Here is a 17,047-nt window from a genome sequence, read left to right on the forward strand (position 1 = left end):
ATGACTGAAAATATCAATCAAAAATCTATATCAGCCATCAGAACCATATCTGTAGCCCAAATTGAAAAGGCAAACAGTGGCCACCCAGGCATTTGCATGGGAGCTGCCCCAATGATTTATAGTCTTTGGAAAAATTTTCTAAGGGTAAATCCTAAGAACCCTTCCTACTTCAACAGGGATAGGTTTGTCCTTTCAGCAGGTCACGGTTCTGCCCTTTTATACACTATGCTCCACCTATCAGGCTACGAGCTTTCTATTGATGACCTCAAGGGTTTTAGGCAAATAGGAACAAAAACCCCTGGCCATCCTGAAAGACTAGACACAAAAGGTGTTGAAGTAACAACAGGCCCACTCGGTCAAGGCATAGCAAATTCCGTAGGTCTTGCTCTTGCTGAAAAGCACATGGCAGCCCTTTATAACAAGGAAAATTTCCCAGTAATCGACCACTACACATATTGTTTGTGTGGGGACGGAGACCTCATGGAAGGCATTTCCTACGAGGCAATGAGCCTTGCAGGCCACCTAAAATTGTCAAAACTAATCGTCCTTTATGATTCAAATGATATTTGCCTTGACGGTAAACTTACAACATCTTTTTCAGATGATATAAAGAAAAGAGTTGAATCAGCACATTGGAATTACATCAAAGTCGAAGATGGAGAGAGCGTAGAAGCCATAGCCAAGGCCATAGAAGAAGCAAAGAGCCAAAATGAAAAGCCTAGCATAATTGAAATTAAAACTGTAATTGGTTATGGTTCAGAAAACGAAGGTACAAACAAGGTTCACGGTGCACCTTTGGGTGCTGATGACTTTGCCAAGGCTAAGGAAGCCTATGGTTGGAAGGAAGAAGATTTTGTTGTTCCAGAAACAGTTTACGAAGATTTTAGGACTAGCCTAGGCGAAAGGGGCGAAAAAGCGAACCAAGAATGGGATGAGCTCCTAAAATCCTATAGCCTAGCCTATCCAGAAGACTACGCTTCTTTGATTAATGGAATAGAAAGAAAACTTGATAAGGATTTCTTTGAGAAAATTAAAAGATACACAGCAGCAGATAAGGCCCTAGCTTCAAGAGCTTCAAGTGGACAAATTCTCCAAGACCTAGCTAAATATGATAGGAATATTTGGGGAGGTTCTGCAGACTTATTCTCATCTAACAAGACAGATATAAGTGGATCGCCATCTTTTAAAGATGACCCATCTGGTAGGAATGTTTGGTATGGGGTGCGTGAATTTGCCATGGCAGCTATTGGCAATGGAATAATTGCCCACGGTGGTAGCTTCCATCATATCTCAACCTTCTTTGTTTTTGTTGATTATGTAAAGGCAGCCCTCAGGCTATCAGCTATTTCAAATCTTCCTCTAACTTATGTTTTCACCCACGATTCAGTGGCAGTAGGGGAAGATGGACCAACCCACCAACCTATAGAACAGCTTGCTATGATTAGGTCTATCCCAAATACAATCGACCTTAGACCAGCAGATGCTAATGAGGTAAGGCTAGCTTGGAAAGTTGCCCTAGAAAGCAAGGATAGCCCAACAGTTATAGTCCTATCTAGGCAAAATCTAGAAAATTTAAAAGAAACTGAAAGTTTAGACTCAATTGATAAGGGCGCCTACATTATAAAAGATTCGGAAAATCCTACACCTGACGGAATATTAATAGCAACAGGTTCGGAAGTTGCCCTAGCCTTAAAGGCAGCTGGTGAATTGAAGAAGCTTGGAGAAGACGTAAGAGTAGTTTCCATGCCATCCATGAGCCTATTTAGAAAACAAGATAAGGCTTATAGGGATATGGTTATTCCAAAGGATGTTAAAAGAAAAGTGAGCATCGAAATGGCATCTTCTTTCGGATGGGCTGAGTGGACAGGTGATTGTGGTATAAATATAGCCATAGATCGCTTTGGAATCTCAGGACCTGGCGAAAAAGTTGCAGAAAAATTAGGCTTTACAGTTGAAAACATTGTAGAAATCTACAAGGAAAAATACCTCTAAGACAAGGTAGTCGCTAATATTAGCCCCAAAATCCACAACAGGGATGGAGGGGTTTTTATGTATAAAAAATGAAAATATTCAAACCTAGCATATAATCATTAAAAAAGCCTAAAGGAGAAAATATGAATAAACCAGCCATTTTGCATATTAGTGAGAGTTTTATGGCCTATGCCATAAGGCTTGATGAGTTAAATATAAGACTTAGGGCTGATAAAAATGATAAGCTTGATGTACGCCTTATTTATACCTATAAATGTGATGATCCACACCTTTGGCAAGAAGTTAAGATGGAAAAGACTTTTGAAGATGGGTATTTTTCTTATTATGAAACAGATTTTAAGCTAAAGGACAAGCGATTCGCCTATGTTTTTAAGGTCCAGGATGAAAATGAGACCTATTATTTAAGTGAAAATGGCCTTGAAGAGACTTACGATTTTGACCAATTTTATTTCACATCTTTTCACATGCCTTATATCCATGAGGCAGACTTATTTGAGCCTGTTGAATGGATGAAAGAGGCTGTATTTTATCAGATATTTCCAGATAGATTTAGGAGGGGAGATTTTTCTAAGGATGATTCCTACATCAACCAAGCTTGGGAAGATTTACCAAAACCAAATTCTTTTGCAGGTGGTGACCTTAAGGGGATTATAGAAAAACTTGACCATATCAAGGATTTGGGAGTAAATGCCTTATATTTAACACCGATTTTCATATCACCAACCAACCACAAATACGATACCATAGATTATTTTGAAATTGATCCGCAATTTGGAGACAAAAATGATTTTAAAAAGCTTGTAGAAAAGGCCCATGGCCTTGGCATAAGGATAGTTCTAGATGCGGTCTTTAACCACATGTGCCACGAAAATCCTATTTTTAAGGATGTGAGAGAAAAGGGCAAGGGGTCTAGGTATTACGATTGGTTTTATATAAATGGGGATAAGGCAGATGTAGAGAAAATCAACTATGAGACCTTTGCCCATGTTTACAATATGCCAAAGCTTAAAACCTCAAATAGGGAAGTCCAAGATTATTTGATAAAAATTGCCAAGTATTGGATAGAAGAATTTGATATTGACGGTTGGAGGCTTGATGTATCCGACGAAGTTAGCCACGATTTGTGGAAGAGATTTAGGAAGGAAATCAAAGAGGCGAAGGCAGATGCTGTTATAATCGGTGAAAATTGGCATAATGCGGAATCCTTCCTTAGGGGAGATGAGTTTGATTCCATAATGAATTATGCCTTCACAAATGCTTGTCTTGCCTATTTTAAGGGTGAAAAATCCGCCCAAGAAACCAGCGATTACTTAAATATGGTCATTATGAGAAATAGAGACCAGGCAAATAGGATGATGCTTAACTTCCTAGATACCCATGACACACCGAGATTTATTACTGAAATAGGTGGATCTAAGGATAAACTTCTTGCAGCCCTCGTCTTAAGCGTGGTCTATATGGGGGCGAACTCTCTTTACTATGGGACAGAAATCGGCCTAGAAGGAAAGGGAGATCCTGATTGTAGGAGGACCTTTCCTTGGGAAAATCTGGAAGAAAACAAAACTTATATAGAAAAAGTAAAAGAAATCCTAGCCATCAAAAACCATCAAACTATAAAAGATGGTGACATAAAAATTTATAGCCATAAAGATCTCCTAATAGTAGAAAGATTTGATGAGGAAAAGACTTTGAGCCTTGCCATTAACTTAGGAAGTCAAATAGATTTTGCCTTAGCAGATGAAAAAATTTTACTTTCTAACAATTATTCAAATCAAAGACTAGGGGAAGATAGTTTTGTAGTTTGGGAAAAATATTCAAAATAGAGGGACTTAGCTGAATATTGTGAATATGATATTGAGCTAGGATTGTGAAAGACCTAACAAGGTTTTTTATTACAGTCTTGGATTTTAAAGCTTATTTAATAAAATTATATAAACAAAAAATGAATATTAATCTTGACTAATTTACTAGGAATTGTATAATTATCCTATAATAAAATTGACGTTAAAAAGAAGAGAGCACAAAGCGAATTATTACAGAGAGGTTTCTTTGCTGAGATGGACCATAAAAAGCTTGTGTTTATGCATCTTTAAGTCGAGTCTGTGAATTTAGTAGCGGGCTCCAGGATCGCCTGTTATAGCGAGAGGGGTTTGTTGACCCCGGTTGAGGTTTTAAGCAAACTTAAAACGAATAAAGGTGGAATCACGTTAACTCGTCCTTTTTGGGGACGAGTTTTTTGTTTAATTTTATTAAATTTTTTAAAAAGGAGAATATTTATGAAATATTTAGCACTACTTGTAGGCTTGGTTCTTTTTTATGGTCTAAGTCTTATGAAAAAGAAAGGCGCAAGCTTTTCTTCAAGGGTCATCCTTGGATCTCTTTTAGGTCTTGGTCTGGGCCTTGTTTTTAAGGGTCAAACTGAACTTTTTGGGATTTTTGGAGAAATTTACGCTAATTTGCTCTTCGCCCTAGTAATTCCTTTGCTTCTTACATCTGTAATTAAGGTTGTAATTTCAAATGAATCTATAAAGAGGCTTAAATCCATAGGCCTTAAAACTCTTGGGATTTTAAGCCTTCACAATGTTTTGGGGTCTGCACTTGGGGTAATCCTTGCAGTAGTTTTTGCTATTGGTAAAAACGCAAACATACCCCTACCAGAACCTGCAGAAGCCAGAGAAGTCCCTACTTTTGCAGAGGCAATCGTGGACTTTTTCCCAAAAAATATTATAGATGACGCAGCCAACGGCAGGGTCATACCTATAATTGTTTTTGCAGTTTTAATTGGTTTTGTGGTTTTAAGCCTAATTGAAAATGGCAAGGAAAAGGAAGTTGGGCCTTTTGTTGCCTTTATTGAATCTTTTTCTGAGATAATAAATAGGCTAGTAAGCCTTGTGACAAGCTTCACCCCATATGCCGTCCTATCCTTAATAGGATCGGCCGTTGCAAGGATTGACTACTCTGCCATTAAACCTTTGGTATCGGTCCTTTTATTAACTTATTTAGCTTCCTTTATCCACTCCTATGTCACAACAGGTGCCCTAATAAGTATCTTTGCAGGCCTAAATCCATTTAAGTTTTTTACGAAGAATTTTTCGGTCCAGGCCATTGGTTTTACTACCCAATCATCAGTAGGAACTATTCCAGCAAATGTGGATAATCTCGAAAAAAACTTAGGAGTGTCAGAAAAAATCGCCTCCTTTGTAGCCCCAGCTGGAGCGACCATGGGCATGCCAGGTTGTGCAGGATTTTGGCCAGTGATGACTGCTATTTTAACAGCAAATGTCCTTGACCTTGGCTATGGTTTTACAGAATATTTAAGTCTAATCTTAGTTGCCCTTTTGGTATCACTAGGCACAGTTGGAGTCCCAGGCACAGCCACAATTGCGACAACAGCAGTCTTTGCAGCTATGGGTCTACCAATAGAAATGGTCGTAATCCTCGCTCCAATTTCATCTCTTGCCGACATGGGAAGGACAGCTACAAATGTTACTGCAGCATCATCTGCAGCCCTAATTGTAGCAGCAAGTGAAGATGAGCTTGATAGGGATCTCAATAATTCTTAAGATTAAGCTGGTTAATAGCCAGCTTTTTTATTGTATTTTTTTTAAGAGAGGTATATTTATAGGGAAGAATTTTACTTATTTTATTAAAAATCTTTTAGGAGGGAATATGGAATCTGATCTTAGGCCTGATCAAATTTTGGCAAAGGCAAGTGGCCTCTACGAGAAAAAAGCTAGACAAAATATCAAAAAAACCTTAGTTTTATCATTTATAGCAGGAATTTTTATCGCTCTAGGCGCAGTTGCTTCGACCCTTGCATCTTTCAATCTTTTGGCTGATCCAAATAAAATTGGCCTTGGAAAACTCATCCAAGGACTAACTTTTACACCTGGATTAATCTTTGTTTTGCTTGCTGGTGGAGAACTTTTTACAGGCAACAACCTCATGGCAATAGCCTTTTTAGATAAGAAAATTTCTCTGGGAGACCTTTTAAAATCTTGGCTTATTGTATATTTTGGTAATTTTATAGGATCTATATTTGTAGCATTTTTAATTTATAAGTCAGGCCAGTGGCAAATTGCGGATAATGATTTGGCCGCAAGGGTGATTTTAATCGCAAATCAAAAGATAAACCTTAGTTTTAGCCAAGGATTGATCCTCGGGATTTTTTGTAATTTCTTGGTTTGCTTAGGAGTTTGGATGGCTCTTGGGGCAAAAGACTATGTGGGCAAAGTCGCCTCTGCGATTTTTCCAGTTGTAGCCTTTGTAGTTTCTGGTTTTGAGCATAGTGTTGCAAATATGTACTATATACCAGCTGGAATTTTTGCAAAAAATATCCCAGCCTTTGTTGAAAAAACTGGTTTAAGCTTAGATGAGCTTTCTCATCTCAACTTTTTAAATATGGTCACTAAAAACTTAATCCCAGTTACACTTGGAAATATCATCGGTGGGGCAATTTTGGTTGGACTTTTATATTTTATAGCCTTTAAGGAAAAGGAAAATTAAGATGGAACGAGATTTGATAGGAACCAGGAGGTATTACCATAAAATAGCCGAACCTGGTTGGTTGGAATTTAATACCACTATTAATATCATAAAGGATTTAAAAAAACTTGGAGTAACCGATATCAAATACGGTAAGAAAATCCACAAAGAAGATATGATTTTTGGAAGGCCATCTTCTGAGAGGCTCAAAGCCTACGCTGCCACTATAAAATACAGGGAAGACTTCGATACTTCTGAAATATTGCAAGGTTATACTGGCCTAATTGCAACAATTGATACAGAAAAACCTGGCAAGACCTTTGCCTTTCGTTTTGACATAGATGCCTTACCTATAAAGGAAAGCGCTGATAAGTTTCACAAGCCTTTTAGGGAGGGCTTTGCGTCGGAAAATCCGGGAGCCATGCACGCTTGCGGTCATGATGGCCACCTATCCATGGGAATTTTCCTTGCCAAATGGATTTTAGAAAATAAAAAGGATTTATCTGGCAAGTACATTTTGATTTTCCAACCAGGTGAAGAAGGCCTTCGTGGAGCCAAGTCCCTTAGCGAATCTGAATTTATTCAAAATATAGATTATTTTTTCGCAGGCCACCTGGGAATGGGACTTCCTTCGGGAAAAGTAGGAGTGGGAACGACAGGTTTTCTTGCATCTACTAAACTAGATGCAATATTCAAGGGCCATTCTTCCCATGCGGCAGCCCTACCAGAAGAGGGCAAAAACGCCAACCTCGCCGCCGCATCCGCTCTTTTAAACCTAGAAACTATTGCCCAACACTCCAAGGGCATGGCGAGAATTAATGTTGGAGTTATTAGGGGAGGCAGGGTTAGAAATGCAATTTCAGACAAGGCTGTCCTTGAGCTTGAGACCAGGGGTGGAAGTGATGAGGTAAATAATTTTCTTGTCACCAGGGCTATCCAGGTTATAAAGGGGGCTAGTATCCAATACGATTTGGACTATGAGGTGAAAATCGCTGGCTCTGCGCCATCAATAATCAAACCAGCCACTAAATTTTACCAAGAAATAAATAAAATGTTAGAAGAAAAGGGTTTTGATACCATAAAAAATCCTGATTTTAAGGCAAGCGAGGACATTTGCTATTATATAAACAAGGTGAATTCTGAAGGCGGATCTGCGATACACTTTATCTTTGGGGCAGACCTTGCAGCAGGCCATCATAACAAGGCCTTTGATTTTGATGAAAAGAGTCTTCTGATGGGCCTTGAAGTCTACAAGGAATGTATAAAATACTTAAACAAAAACGGAAAATCCTAAGATCTTCCGTTTTTTAAATCCTATTTAATTTCTGCTGGTTCCTTCATGATAAAAGAGCCGATTATGAAACTTATTGAAAGGATAAGGGTCGCTGTGAGGGCCATTTTATCGCCAAAACTAAATTGGATATGAACAATAATTTGGTAGGCGATTGTTTCTAGGATATAAACTAGGGCCCAGTAAACTGACATGATTTGGGTAAGCCTTTCTGAGAACATGCCAGGCATTTCTTGGGGGATTAAGACGAAATTTGTAAGTGGAACATACATAATAGTGCCCAAAGCCAAGGCCAAGATAGATGCAAGGATTGGGTTTGTGGTATTTATTAGCAAAAATCCAATGCTGGTTGTAAGGATCCCTGCTACTTTCAAGGTTGGAACTCTTTTGGTTGATCTTTTTGCAACCATGATTGAAAGTAGGGTACCAATTAGGGCTCCTGTTGTAAAAAGTGTTGAGATTTTACTAGCAGGAATTGGCGAAAAGTTGGTATTTGGGAAAATATTTAGCATAACCATATAAAGGGTCAAGTGGCCAAAATACATACAAGGCATTAGGATTGCTATTTTTTCTCCAAGGGCATCTTTTAGGGAAAATGTCTTTGATCCTGTTTCTTTACTAGATGTAATCATAAAATCTTCTCCGATTAGGATCCAAGCTGCAAAAATTATAAAGGAAACTATGGAAAAGGCCACGAGGGCGTACCTGCCAAGACCCAAAAGTTTTATAACAGGTCCTACAAGAAGCAAGGCCAAAATCGAACCAACATTGTAAGATACGTTGTTTAGGGCATTTACAACTGGTCTTTTGTCTGGATCAAAATAATTTACAACCACAGGTGAGAAGTAGACTACAAAAAGTGCTCCACCAAAGCCCATTACAAACCTTCCTATAAGAAAAATAGGAAATGATGGTGAAAGAGCCGCAAGTAAGGCTCCTGCTGGGATTAGAAGGGCGCCAAGACCAATTGATTTTTTTGGGAAAAGTTTTGCGAAAATAGTCGCTGCAACTAGGTTTCCCAAAATTTTGGCGATTGTAACCACGTTATTAATCAGGGAAACTGAATTTGCCCCTTCTAGATTAAAGGCCTTTAGGATATTGGGGGTTAAAGTTGAACCAGATATCCAGTTTACGGCGAAAAAAGCATAGGCTAAAAACATAGTAAGCTCTATGGCGATTGATTTTATTGGTGTTTTTTTGTTTGTCATAATTCTTCCTTTTTTTTTAATTCAATAATAGTATATACCCTCTTTGATAAAATATAAGCAAATTTGCGGGAAGATTAATATGTAAAAATCATGTAAAATATCTTAATTTCTATATCTTTACCAAGAAATTTTGCTTATAATATGAATAGGAGGATCTTATGAAAAAGAAAATTATAAAAATTATTGGCCTGATAATTGTACTTTTATGCCTTGGTTTTTTGGGCTTTATTGGCAAGGCTTCTTTCGACGGGCTTACAAATATTGCAAGTAGGGAAGAAACTCAAAAAAATATGAATTCCTACAGGGATAAATACGAAAGTTTTGCCAAGGGAAAATCAATAGAAGAAATAAAAATAAAATCTTCACAAAAAGACCATGACATACCTGCAATTTTCATCAAAAATCCGGATGCAAAAGGCCTTGCGGTTATGGTCCACGGTATGGGAGGGACTAAGTATTCTCTTTATAGTCCAGGACAAGCTTTCTATGATTTAGGCTATAGTCTATTAATCTACGACCAAAGAAATTCTGGCGATAATGAAGCGACTTACAATACTTTTGGAATTTTAGAATCTTTTGATGCCCTAGATGCAATTTCTTATGGGAAAAATACTCTAGATGCTCAAGAAATTATTTTGTACGGCGAATCTTATGGTGGAGCGACAGCCCTAATTGCTGCAAGCAGGGATTCTTCTTTGATTGATTATCTAATCTTAGATTCTCCGGTATCTGATTCGAATGAATTTGCTGATAAGGTCTATAAGCAAGTAGAAGAAGAACAAGGCCTACCAATTGGACTGATGAAATTCATGACAAATATTTTTCTAAAGGCAAAATTAGGTTTTACCCTAAAAGACATAGATGCGAGCAAATGGGCAAAAGAAGCTGATATAAATTCCCCTGTTTTAATTATAAATTCTGATAATGATAAGGTCACTCCAGTCTATATGGGCGAGGATATTTATAAGAGTATAAGGGGAGATAAAAAGGAAATTTACACAGCCAAGGGCTTTGGCCACACCAAGTTTGCTGAAGAAAATCCTCAGGGATTTAAGGATGTGACTAGTAATTTTCTTAAAAATTATAGAAATTAAAAATATATGAGGAGCATAGACCATAACAAATTTTATTTGTGATTGTAGTGGTTTTCTGCTCTTTTTTTCTTATTAAAAATTGGGTATGGTAATATTATGAATAGTATAGATTTTAGTAAAGATTTAATAAATTTTATTGACGCAAGTCCCCTAAATTATTTTGCAGTGAAAAATGCTGGCAAAATTTTAGAGGAGAATGGTTTTAAGAAACTTAGGGAAGACCAAGTTTGGGACCTAGAAAAGGGCAAATATTACACTAGTCGTGATGATTCAGCCCTAATAGCCTTTGAGATTGGAGAAGATTTGAAAAAAGGCTTTGAAATAATTGGTTCTCACACAGACAGTCCGACCTTTAAGGTAAAATCTAACCCAGAAATGGCTGACACAGGCTTTTTGAAATTAAATATCGAAGCCTACGGCGGTATGATCCACTCAACTTGGCTTGATAGGACCCTTTCTCTAGCGGGAAAAGTTGCCTACAAAAAAGATGGCAAAATAAAGTATGAGCTTGTAAATATAGACAAGGACCTACTTACAATTGCCAATGCCGCTATCCACATGAACAGGGAAGTCAACAAGGGTTATGCCTACAATACTCAAGATAATCTCTATCCTCTTGTAAAAACCATCAAGGATGAGCTTGAGGGAGATTCTTATCTTGTAAATGTTTTGGCAGAGGAATTAGGAATTAATCCAGAAGACATACTTGACTTTGATCTTGGCCTTTATGACAGGCAAAAGGGTGCTATTATTAATAACATGGTCCATGTTGGAAGACTTGACAACCTCGGTTCTGTCCACGCATCACTAATGGCACTTGTAGACAGCAAGCAAGGCAAAAATAAGATGATTTTATTGAGCGATAACGAAGAGATTGGCTCAAGAACAAGGGGTGGGGCGGCTTCAAATCTATTAGGCAATACTTTAGAAAGAATCGCCCTTAAATTTGGTCTTGATAGGGAAGGTTATCAAATAATGGTGGAAAATTCTATGATAATTTCTGCCGACCAGGCCCACGCCACTCATCCAAACTACAAGGCTTTTGCCGATCCTACAAATATTGTAAAGATGAATGAGGGTTTGGTAATTAAAATCGCAGCCAATGGTGCCTACGCATCAACTATAGAAACCAAGGCCAGGCTAATAAATATTGCCAAAAAATATGGCTACAAGATTCAAACCTTCCACAATAGAAATGACAAGGTTGGAGGATCAACCATAGGCCCAATTACATCCACAGCCCTTGGTATCAAGGCCCTTGATGTTGGTATCCCACTTCTTGCTATGCACTCAATAAGGGAGCTTGCAGGTGTGGAAGATATTTATCAGGCTTATGAAATTTATAAGAAGTTTTTTGAGGAGGACTAGATGGCAGTAGTTGAAGTTTGCATAATTCCAATAGGTACAAAAGAAACTTCTGTTTCAAAATATGTGGCAGAAGCTGAAAAAATCCTTATGGCAGAGGGTGTGAAATATAAATTAAACCCAATGGGCACAGTTATAGAAGCCGATGCTGATAAGGCCTTAGAGGCAATCAGAAAGATGCAGGAATCTGTATTTGACAAGGGTTGTGACAGGGTTTATACAGTTATAAAAATGGATGACAGACGTGATAAGAAAGCCACTATGGAACAAAAAATAAAGTCGGTTGAAGATAGGCTTTAAGATCAAATAAAAAAACCTTCTAGTAATGAAAATTAGGTTTAAATTTACTTTTAATTAAGTATATTGTCCTATAGATATTACGGGTGGTTTTTTTTTGAAAATCATTGTGAAAAAAATATCTATCTGTTATAATAGTTACTAGAATAATTTTCCTAAGGAGGAGAAATGAAAAAATCAAAAAGTCTTTTGGCTTTACTACTAGCAGGGGCAATGCTAACTGCTTGTGGAGGTGCAAAAGAAGGAAACGAAAAGGAAGACAACAAGACTGCAGAAAGACCACTTACAGTGGCAATGGCGACAGAGATTGATTCTCTTGACCCATTTAACGCTACTGCAGGGGACACAAAGACTGTGATGGACCAAATCTTTGACGGTCTTTTGGATGTGGACGAGGACGGAAATCTTGTCCCAGACTTGGCAGAATCCTATGAGATTTCAGAAGACGGTCTTACCTACACTTTTAAATTAAAAGAAGGAGTTAAATTCCACGACGGATCAGATTTTACTGCTGATGACGTTTATTATACATATGATAAACTTTCTGGACTTTCATCTGGAGAGCCTTTGTCATCAAAATTTGCTGGCATAGTTGAAATGAATGTAGTTTCACCAACAGAAATTACCATGAAATTAGATAAGGTAAATAACTCCTTTATCTACCTACAAAATCAACCAATTGTCAAAAAGGACTACGCAGACAATCAAACTAAGCCAATCGGTACAGGTCCTTACAAGTTTGTTTCCTACACACCAGGTGAAGGCATGGTTATGGAAAGATTTGACGATTACCATAGAAAAGACCACCTTGCAAAAATCAAACAAGTAAATGTGGTAAGAGTTGCCGATAACCAAGCCCTAGTCATGGCCCTAAATAATAAGGAAGTAGACCTTGCTTCAAAATTAACTGCAGACGAGCTTGAACAAGTAAAAGAATCTACAGATTCATATTCTCACCCACAAAACCTAGTTCAACTTCTTGGTCTAAACAATAAAGTTAAGCCATTTGACGACATTAGAGTAAGACAAGCTATAGCCTACGCAATCGATAAGGACGAATTAATCGAAGCTGTTGCAGGTGGTAAGGCAACCAAGATTTACTCCTCATTCTCACCTGCCCTTAAGGATTATTTCAATGACCTTGGTGAGCTATATCCAACAGATGTAGAAAAGGCTAAGGAGTTATTGAAAGAAGCAGGTTATCCTGACGGAATTTCTTTCAAGATGACAGTGCCAAGCGACTATAAATTCCACATGGATACAGCAGAACTAATCCAAGCCCAACTTAAAAAGGCAAATATAAACGCAACTATAGACCCAATTGAGTTTTCAACCTGGCTTGATAAGGTTTATAAGCAAAGAGATTTTGAAACAACAATCGCAGGATTTATAGGCTACACAGACCCAATCAGGGTTCTTGATAGGTATGTTTCAACATCTGATAAGGATTACCTAAACTATGTTTCAGAAGATTTTGATAAGGCAATCTCAAATGCCATGGCAACTTTAGATAGGGATGAGCTAATTAAAAATGTAAAAGATGCCCAAGAAATAATTGCCAAAGATTGTGCGGCAGTATTTTTACAAGACCCTAACGACAATATAGTTTTAAATAACCAATATACAGGCCTTAAGACCTACCCAGTCCAAAAACTAAACCTTGAAGATATAGCCGGAAAATAATGTCAAAAGCAATTACAAAAAAGATAATTTCGCTTATCTTGACTCTGTTTTTTGTCTCACTTTTAATATTTTTTGTCTTTCAGATTATTGGCGGAAATCCTGCTGAGATAATCCTAGGCACCGAGGCAGATCCAAAGCAAATCCTAGCTCTTGAAAAAGAGCTAGGTCTTGATAAGCCAATCTTTGAAAGATACATAAATTGGATACTAGGACTCTTAAGACTTGATATGGGGATGAGTCTAAAATACCAAATCCCGGTTAGGGAACTTTTTTTTAAGAAACTTCCGGTAACCATGTGGCTTACTTTTTATTCTTTGATTTTATCAATAATAATAGCCATTCCATTATCAATACAAATTACAATGAAGGCTGACAGGTGGTATGCATCCATAATTACAGCTATTACCCAACTAGGCATATCAATCCCATCTTTCTGGCTGGCATTTTTATTAATTCACGTTTTTGCAGTAAGGCTCGGAATTTTTTCTACCCTATCATTTAATATCATGGGTGGAGATTTTTTTGATAAAGTAAGAAATTTCTTTCTGCCTTCCTTGGCTATAGCTATACCAAATATAGCGACAATTATTAGGTATATGCAGGCAGCCCTTCTTGATGAAATCAACAAGGACTACGTCAGAACTGCCAGGATGAAGGGGATGGAATTAAGGAAAATTCTTTATAAACACGTCCTAAGAAACGCTCTAATTCCAGTAATTACAGTCATAGGAATGTGTCTGACATCAGCTGTTGGTGGATCTTTGATAGTAGAAAATGTATTTTCCCTACCAGGAATAGGATCTCTTATTGTAGCATCAATTAGCTCTAGGGACTTCACCCTTATCCAGTCAGTTGTGCTTGCAGTTGCATTTTTGGTTATCTTTATAAATTTATTTATAGATATACTTTACGGATTAGTTGATCCAAGGATTAGAGGTGGCAGATGATAAAAGAAAATAAAAATTCAATCAGGATAGGAAAGGCAATTATTGGACTATATTTTCTAATCCTTATTGTTTCAATATTTTGGACACCTTATGATCCAAATAAAATAGACACCAGCTTGAAACTATTACCTCCAAGTCTGGCCCACCCTTTTGGGACAGATAATATGGGTAGGGATATTTTATCAAGGCTTATGGAAGGGTCCAAGTATGCTCTAATTTTATCCTTCGGAACTGTATCCTTAGCCCTTTTCCTTGGTTCAATCATAGGAGCGGCCGCAGGATATTTTGGCGGAGGAGTAGACGAAGTTTTGATGAGGTTTATCGACTCTCTCATGGCTTTTCCAGGAATACTTTTTGCCATGATGCTAGTTACAGTTTTTGGAGCAGGGGTAATGAATACAATTCTAGCGATAGGAATTATGTCTGTACCTTATTTTGCGAGAGTTGTAAGGAGTGGTTTTTTGCAGGTTAAAAACGCTCAATTTGTAAAATCTGCCATGGTAAAAGGGGCGAGCCCACTTTATATAGGAATAAACCACATCCTTCCAAATATCAAAAACCAGGTCATGGTTGCAATTATCCTTTCAGTTTCTCAGGCAATCTTAGCTGAGGCTGGCCTTTCCTATCTGGGACTGGGAGTGAGACCTCCGAACCCATCATGGGGCAGGATGCTTAAGGAAAGTCAGGCCTATTTTAGCCAGGCACCTCACTATTTTATATTCACAGGTATCTGCCTAAGCCTAGTTGTCCTAGGTTTTACCCTCTATGGTGAAAAATACAGGTCAGAAAGACTAAGAGAGAAGGCCCAGCGATGAAAAAAATCCTAGAAGTAAATGATTTGACAGTTGCATTTAAAACTATAAATGGAGATAAAAACGCAGTTAACCATATTTCCTTTGACCTTTATGAAAAGGACTTTGTAGGCCTTGTTGGTGAATCTGGCTGTGGCAAAACTGTGGCAACCCAAACCATGCTTGGAATCCAATCGAAAAACGCAATAATAAAATCAGGTTCAGTCAAATTAAGGGACATAGAGGTCCTAGGTCTAACTGACAAGGAATGGAAGAAATACAGGGCGAGAAATATAGCCACAGTCTTCCAAGAACCTGGGTCTGCCTTAAATCCACTAATGAAGGTAGGAGCCCAAATCGAAGAAGTTTTGAAAATCCACTACGATTTTGATAAGGAAAGGCGCAGAGAACTTGTTTATAAAACCATGGAAAATGTGGGCCTTAGGGACGTAGAAAACCTCTATGAAAAATATCCACACGAACTATCAGGCGGCATGCAGCAAAGAATTGTAATCTGCATTGCTCTTATCGCAAACCCAAATGTTTTGATAGCAGATGAGCCAACCACAGCCCTTGATGCCAAGGTTCAGGCCCAGATAATTGACCTATTTAGGGATTTAGGCCACATCTATAACGGGGCTATCTTATTTATAAGCCACGACCTAAACCTAATCGATAGGATTTGCAAGAAAGTCATGATAATGTATGCAGGTAGGTTAGTTGAGAAAGGGGAAACCAAAGACGTAATTGGTAATCCTCTCCATCCTTACACCAAGGCCCTTCTAAAGGCAGTACCAAATTACAAGAAAAGGGGCGAGGCCCTTTATAATATCAATGGCCACGTGCCAGACCTCAAAAATAGGTCAAATGAGGGTTGTCCTTTTGCAGACAGGTGTGATCACACTATGGAAATTTGCACAAAAACTTTCCCAGAAAGATACGAAATAGACGGTCATAGGGTTCATTGCCACCTATATGGAGGTCAAAATGGATGAGATTTTAAGAATAGAAAATATAAGCAAAGTCTATAAGGATTCGTCCATTCTCTTTAGGAAAAAAGACAACCTAGCCCTTGACCATGTATCTTTTGATATAAAAAGAGGTGAAATCTTTGGCCTAGTCGGTGAATCCGGATCGGGCAAAACCACACTTTCAAATATTATCCTAAGACTAATTAAGGAAACAAGTGGCAAGGTTTATTTTGAAGATAAGGATATAACAAGCTTTTACAAGGAAGAGCTTTTGGCCTACAGGAAAAAACTCCAGGTAGTTTTTCAAAATCCCTACCAGGCCCTAAATCCCAAAAAGACAATAGGTTTTTCCATTAAAGAAATTCTAAAAATCCATAATGTCGGTACAGAAGCAGAGAGGGATGAAAAAATCAGGAAAATCTTAGAAGAAATCGAGATGGAAGAAGACGTCCTCGATTATTATCCGCCAAACCTATCAGGCGGCCAAAAGCAAAGGATAGCCATAGCCTGCGCCCTAATAATCGAACCAGAATTTCTAATCATAGACGAGGGAGTATCGGCCCTTGACGTTTCAATCCAGGCCCAAATCCTAAATCTGATTAAGAATTTGCAGAAAACCCACAACTTCACCTGTCTATTCATATCCCACGACCTAAACGTAATAGCATATTTGTGCGACAGGATAGGGGTCCTATACAACGGAAAATTAGTAGATTTATTCAAAACTAAGGACCTAGCAAGCCCAGACAGGGACGATTATACAAAAGAATTGTTTAAATCAATTAAAATCTAATATTAATTAAGAGCATAACTTATCCTATTAAATTAAAAAAATAGGAAGGGGAGCTCTTTTTTTATTGGTAAAAATAAGATGAAACTAGGATAAATATTCAAATTTATTTTTTATTTTTCACGAGGTATAA

Annotated in this window: 14 protein-coding genes; 13 read left to right on the forward strand and 1 reads right to left on the reverse strand. The window is 37.8% G+C overall.

From position 1 onward, the window contains the following. The 5 genes from tkt to AC1EJ5_RS06510 all read left to right on the forward strand — a co-directional run bounded on the left by tkt (position 1) and on the right by AC1EJ5_RS06510 (position 7,771). On the forward strand, positions 1-1,992 hold the full coding sequence (gene tkt / locus AC1EJ5_RS06490) for a transketolase (protein ID WP_479815252.1): 1,992 nt from the start codon (positions 1-3) through the stop codon (positions 1,990-1,992). 122 nt (positions 1,993-2,114) lie between these two features. Next, entirely contained in the window at positions 2,115-3,815 is a 1,701-nt protein-coding gene (locus tag AC1EJ5_RS06495) for a glycoside hydrolase family 13 protein (protein WP_479815254.1), read from the forward strand. A 453-nt stretch (positions 3,816-4,268) separates the two neighbouring features. Beyond that, positions 4,269-5,555, forward strand: a complete 1,287-nt coding sequence (locus AC1EJ5_RS06500) for a dicarboxylate/amino acid:cation symporter (protein WP_479815256.1) — start codon at positions 4,269-4,271, stop codon at positions 5,553-5,555. A gap of 106 nt (positions 5,556-5,661) precedes the next feature. Continuing rightward, the gene (locus tag AC1EJ5_RS06505; protein WP_479815258.1) at positions 5,662-6,498 is read left to right on the forward strand and encodes a formate/nitrite transporter family protein; all 837 of its coding nucleotides are present in this window, start codon (positions 5,662-5,664) and stop codon (positions 6,496-6,498) included. Between the two features lies 1 nt (position 6,499). Beyond that, positions 6,500-7,771 (forward strand): amidohydrolase, encoded by a 1,272-nt coding sequence (locus tag AC1EJ5_RS06510; protein WP_479815260.1) that lies wholly within the window; start codon positions 6,500-6,502, stop codon positions 7,769-7,771. Positions 7,772-7,791: 20 nt separating this feature from the next. On the opposite strand, the gene AC1EJ5_RS06515 is transcribed toward AC1EJ5_RS06510, so the two are convergent. Continuing rightward, a complete protein-coding gene (locus AC1EJ5_RS06515; protein ID WP_308748668.1) occupies positions 7,792-8,976 on the reverse strand; it encodes an MFS transporter in 1,185 nt (394 codons plus the stop codon). A gap of 158 nt (positions 8,977-9,134) precedes the next feature. Here AC1EJ5_RS06515 and AC1EJ5_RS06520 point away from each other — a divergent pair, with 158 nt between their 5' ends. From AC1EJ5_RS06520 to AC1EJ5_RS06555, 8 genes are all read left to right on the forward strand, one after another. Then, a complete protein-coding gene (locus AC1EJ5_RS06520; RefSeq protein WP_479815262.1) occupies positions 9,135-10,070 on the forward strand; it encodes an alpha/beta hydrolase in 936 nt (311 codons plus the stop codon). 96 nt (positions 10,071-10,166) lie between these two features. Beyond that, on the forward strand, positions 10,167-11,438 hold the full coding sequence (locus tag AC1EJ5_RS06525) for a M18 family aminopeptidase (protein ID WP_479815264.1): 1,272 nt from the start codon (positions 10,167-10,169) through the stop codon (positions 11,436-11,438). Next, entirely contained in the window at positions 11,439-11,735 is a 297-nt protein-coding gene (locus AC1EJ5_RS06530) for an MTH1187 family thiamine-binding protein (protein WP_479815266.1), read from the forward strand. It begins immediately after the preceding gene. Positions 11,736-11,900: 165 nt separating this feature from the next. Then, positions 11,901-13,415 carry an ABC transporter substrate-binding protein gene (locus AC1EJ5_RS06535; RefSeq protein ID WP_479815268.1) on the forward strand — a complete coding sequence of 505 codons (1,515 nt, stop codon included), beginning with the start codon at positions 11,901-11,903 and terminating at the stop codon, positions 13,413-13,415. After that, positions 13,415-14,362: an ABC transporter permease gene (locus AC1EJ5_RS06540; RefSeq protein ID WP_479815270.1), complete on the forward strand. Its 948-nt coding sequence runs from the start codon at positions 13,415-13,417 to the stop codon at positions 14,360-14,362. Before AC1EJ5_RS06535 ends, AC1EJ5_RS06540 begins: the two co-directional genes overlap by 1 nt. Continuing rightward, complete coding sequence (locus tag AC1EJ5_RS06545; protein ID WP_308748672.1) at positions 14,359-15,177, forward strand: ABC transporter permease; 819 nt, start codon at positions 14,359-14,361, stop codon at positions 15,175-15,177. The genes AC1EJ5_RS06540 and AC1EJ5_RS06545 overlap by 4 nt, the downstream gene beginning before the upstream one ends. Continuing rightward, the gene (locus AC1EJ5_RS06550) at positions 15,174-16,148 is read left to right on the forward strand and encodes an ABC transporter ATP-binding protein (protein WP_479815272.1); all 975 of its coding nucleotides are present in this window, start codon (positions 15,174-15,176) and stop codon (positions 16,146-16,148) included. Before AC1EJ5_RS06545 ends, AC1EJ5_RS06550 begins: the two co-directional genes overlap by 4 nt. Beyond that, positions 16,141-16,917, forward strand: coding sequence for an ABC transporter ATP-binding protein (locus tag AC1EJ5_RS06555; RefSeq protein ID WP_479815274.1), 777 nt, complete (start codon positions 16,141-16,143; stop codon positions 16,915-16,917). Before AC1EJ5_RS06550 ends, AC1EJ5_RS06555 begins: the two co-directional genes overlap by 8 nt. Positions 16,918-17,047: the final 130 nt, after the last annotated feature.

This window comes from Anaerococcus sp. C0059F3 (assembly GCF_056590475.1).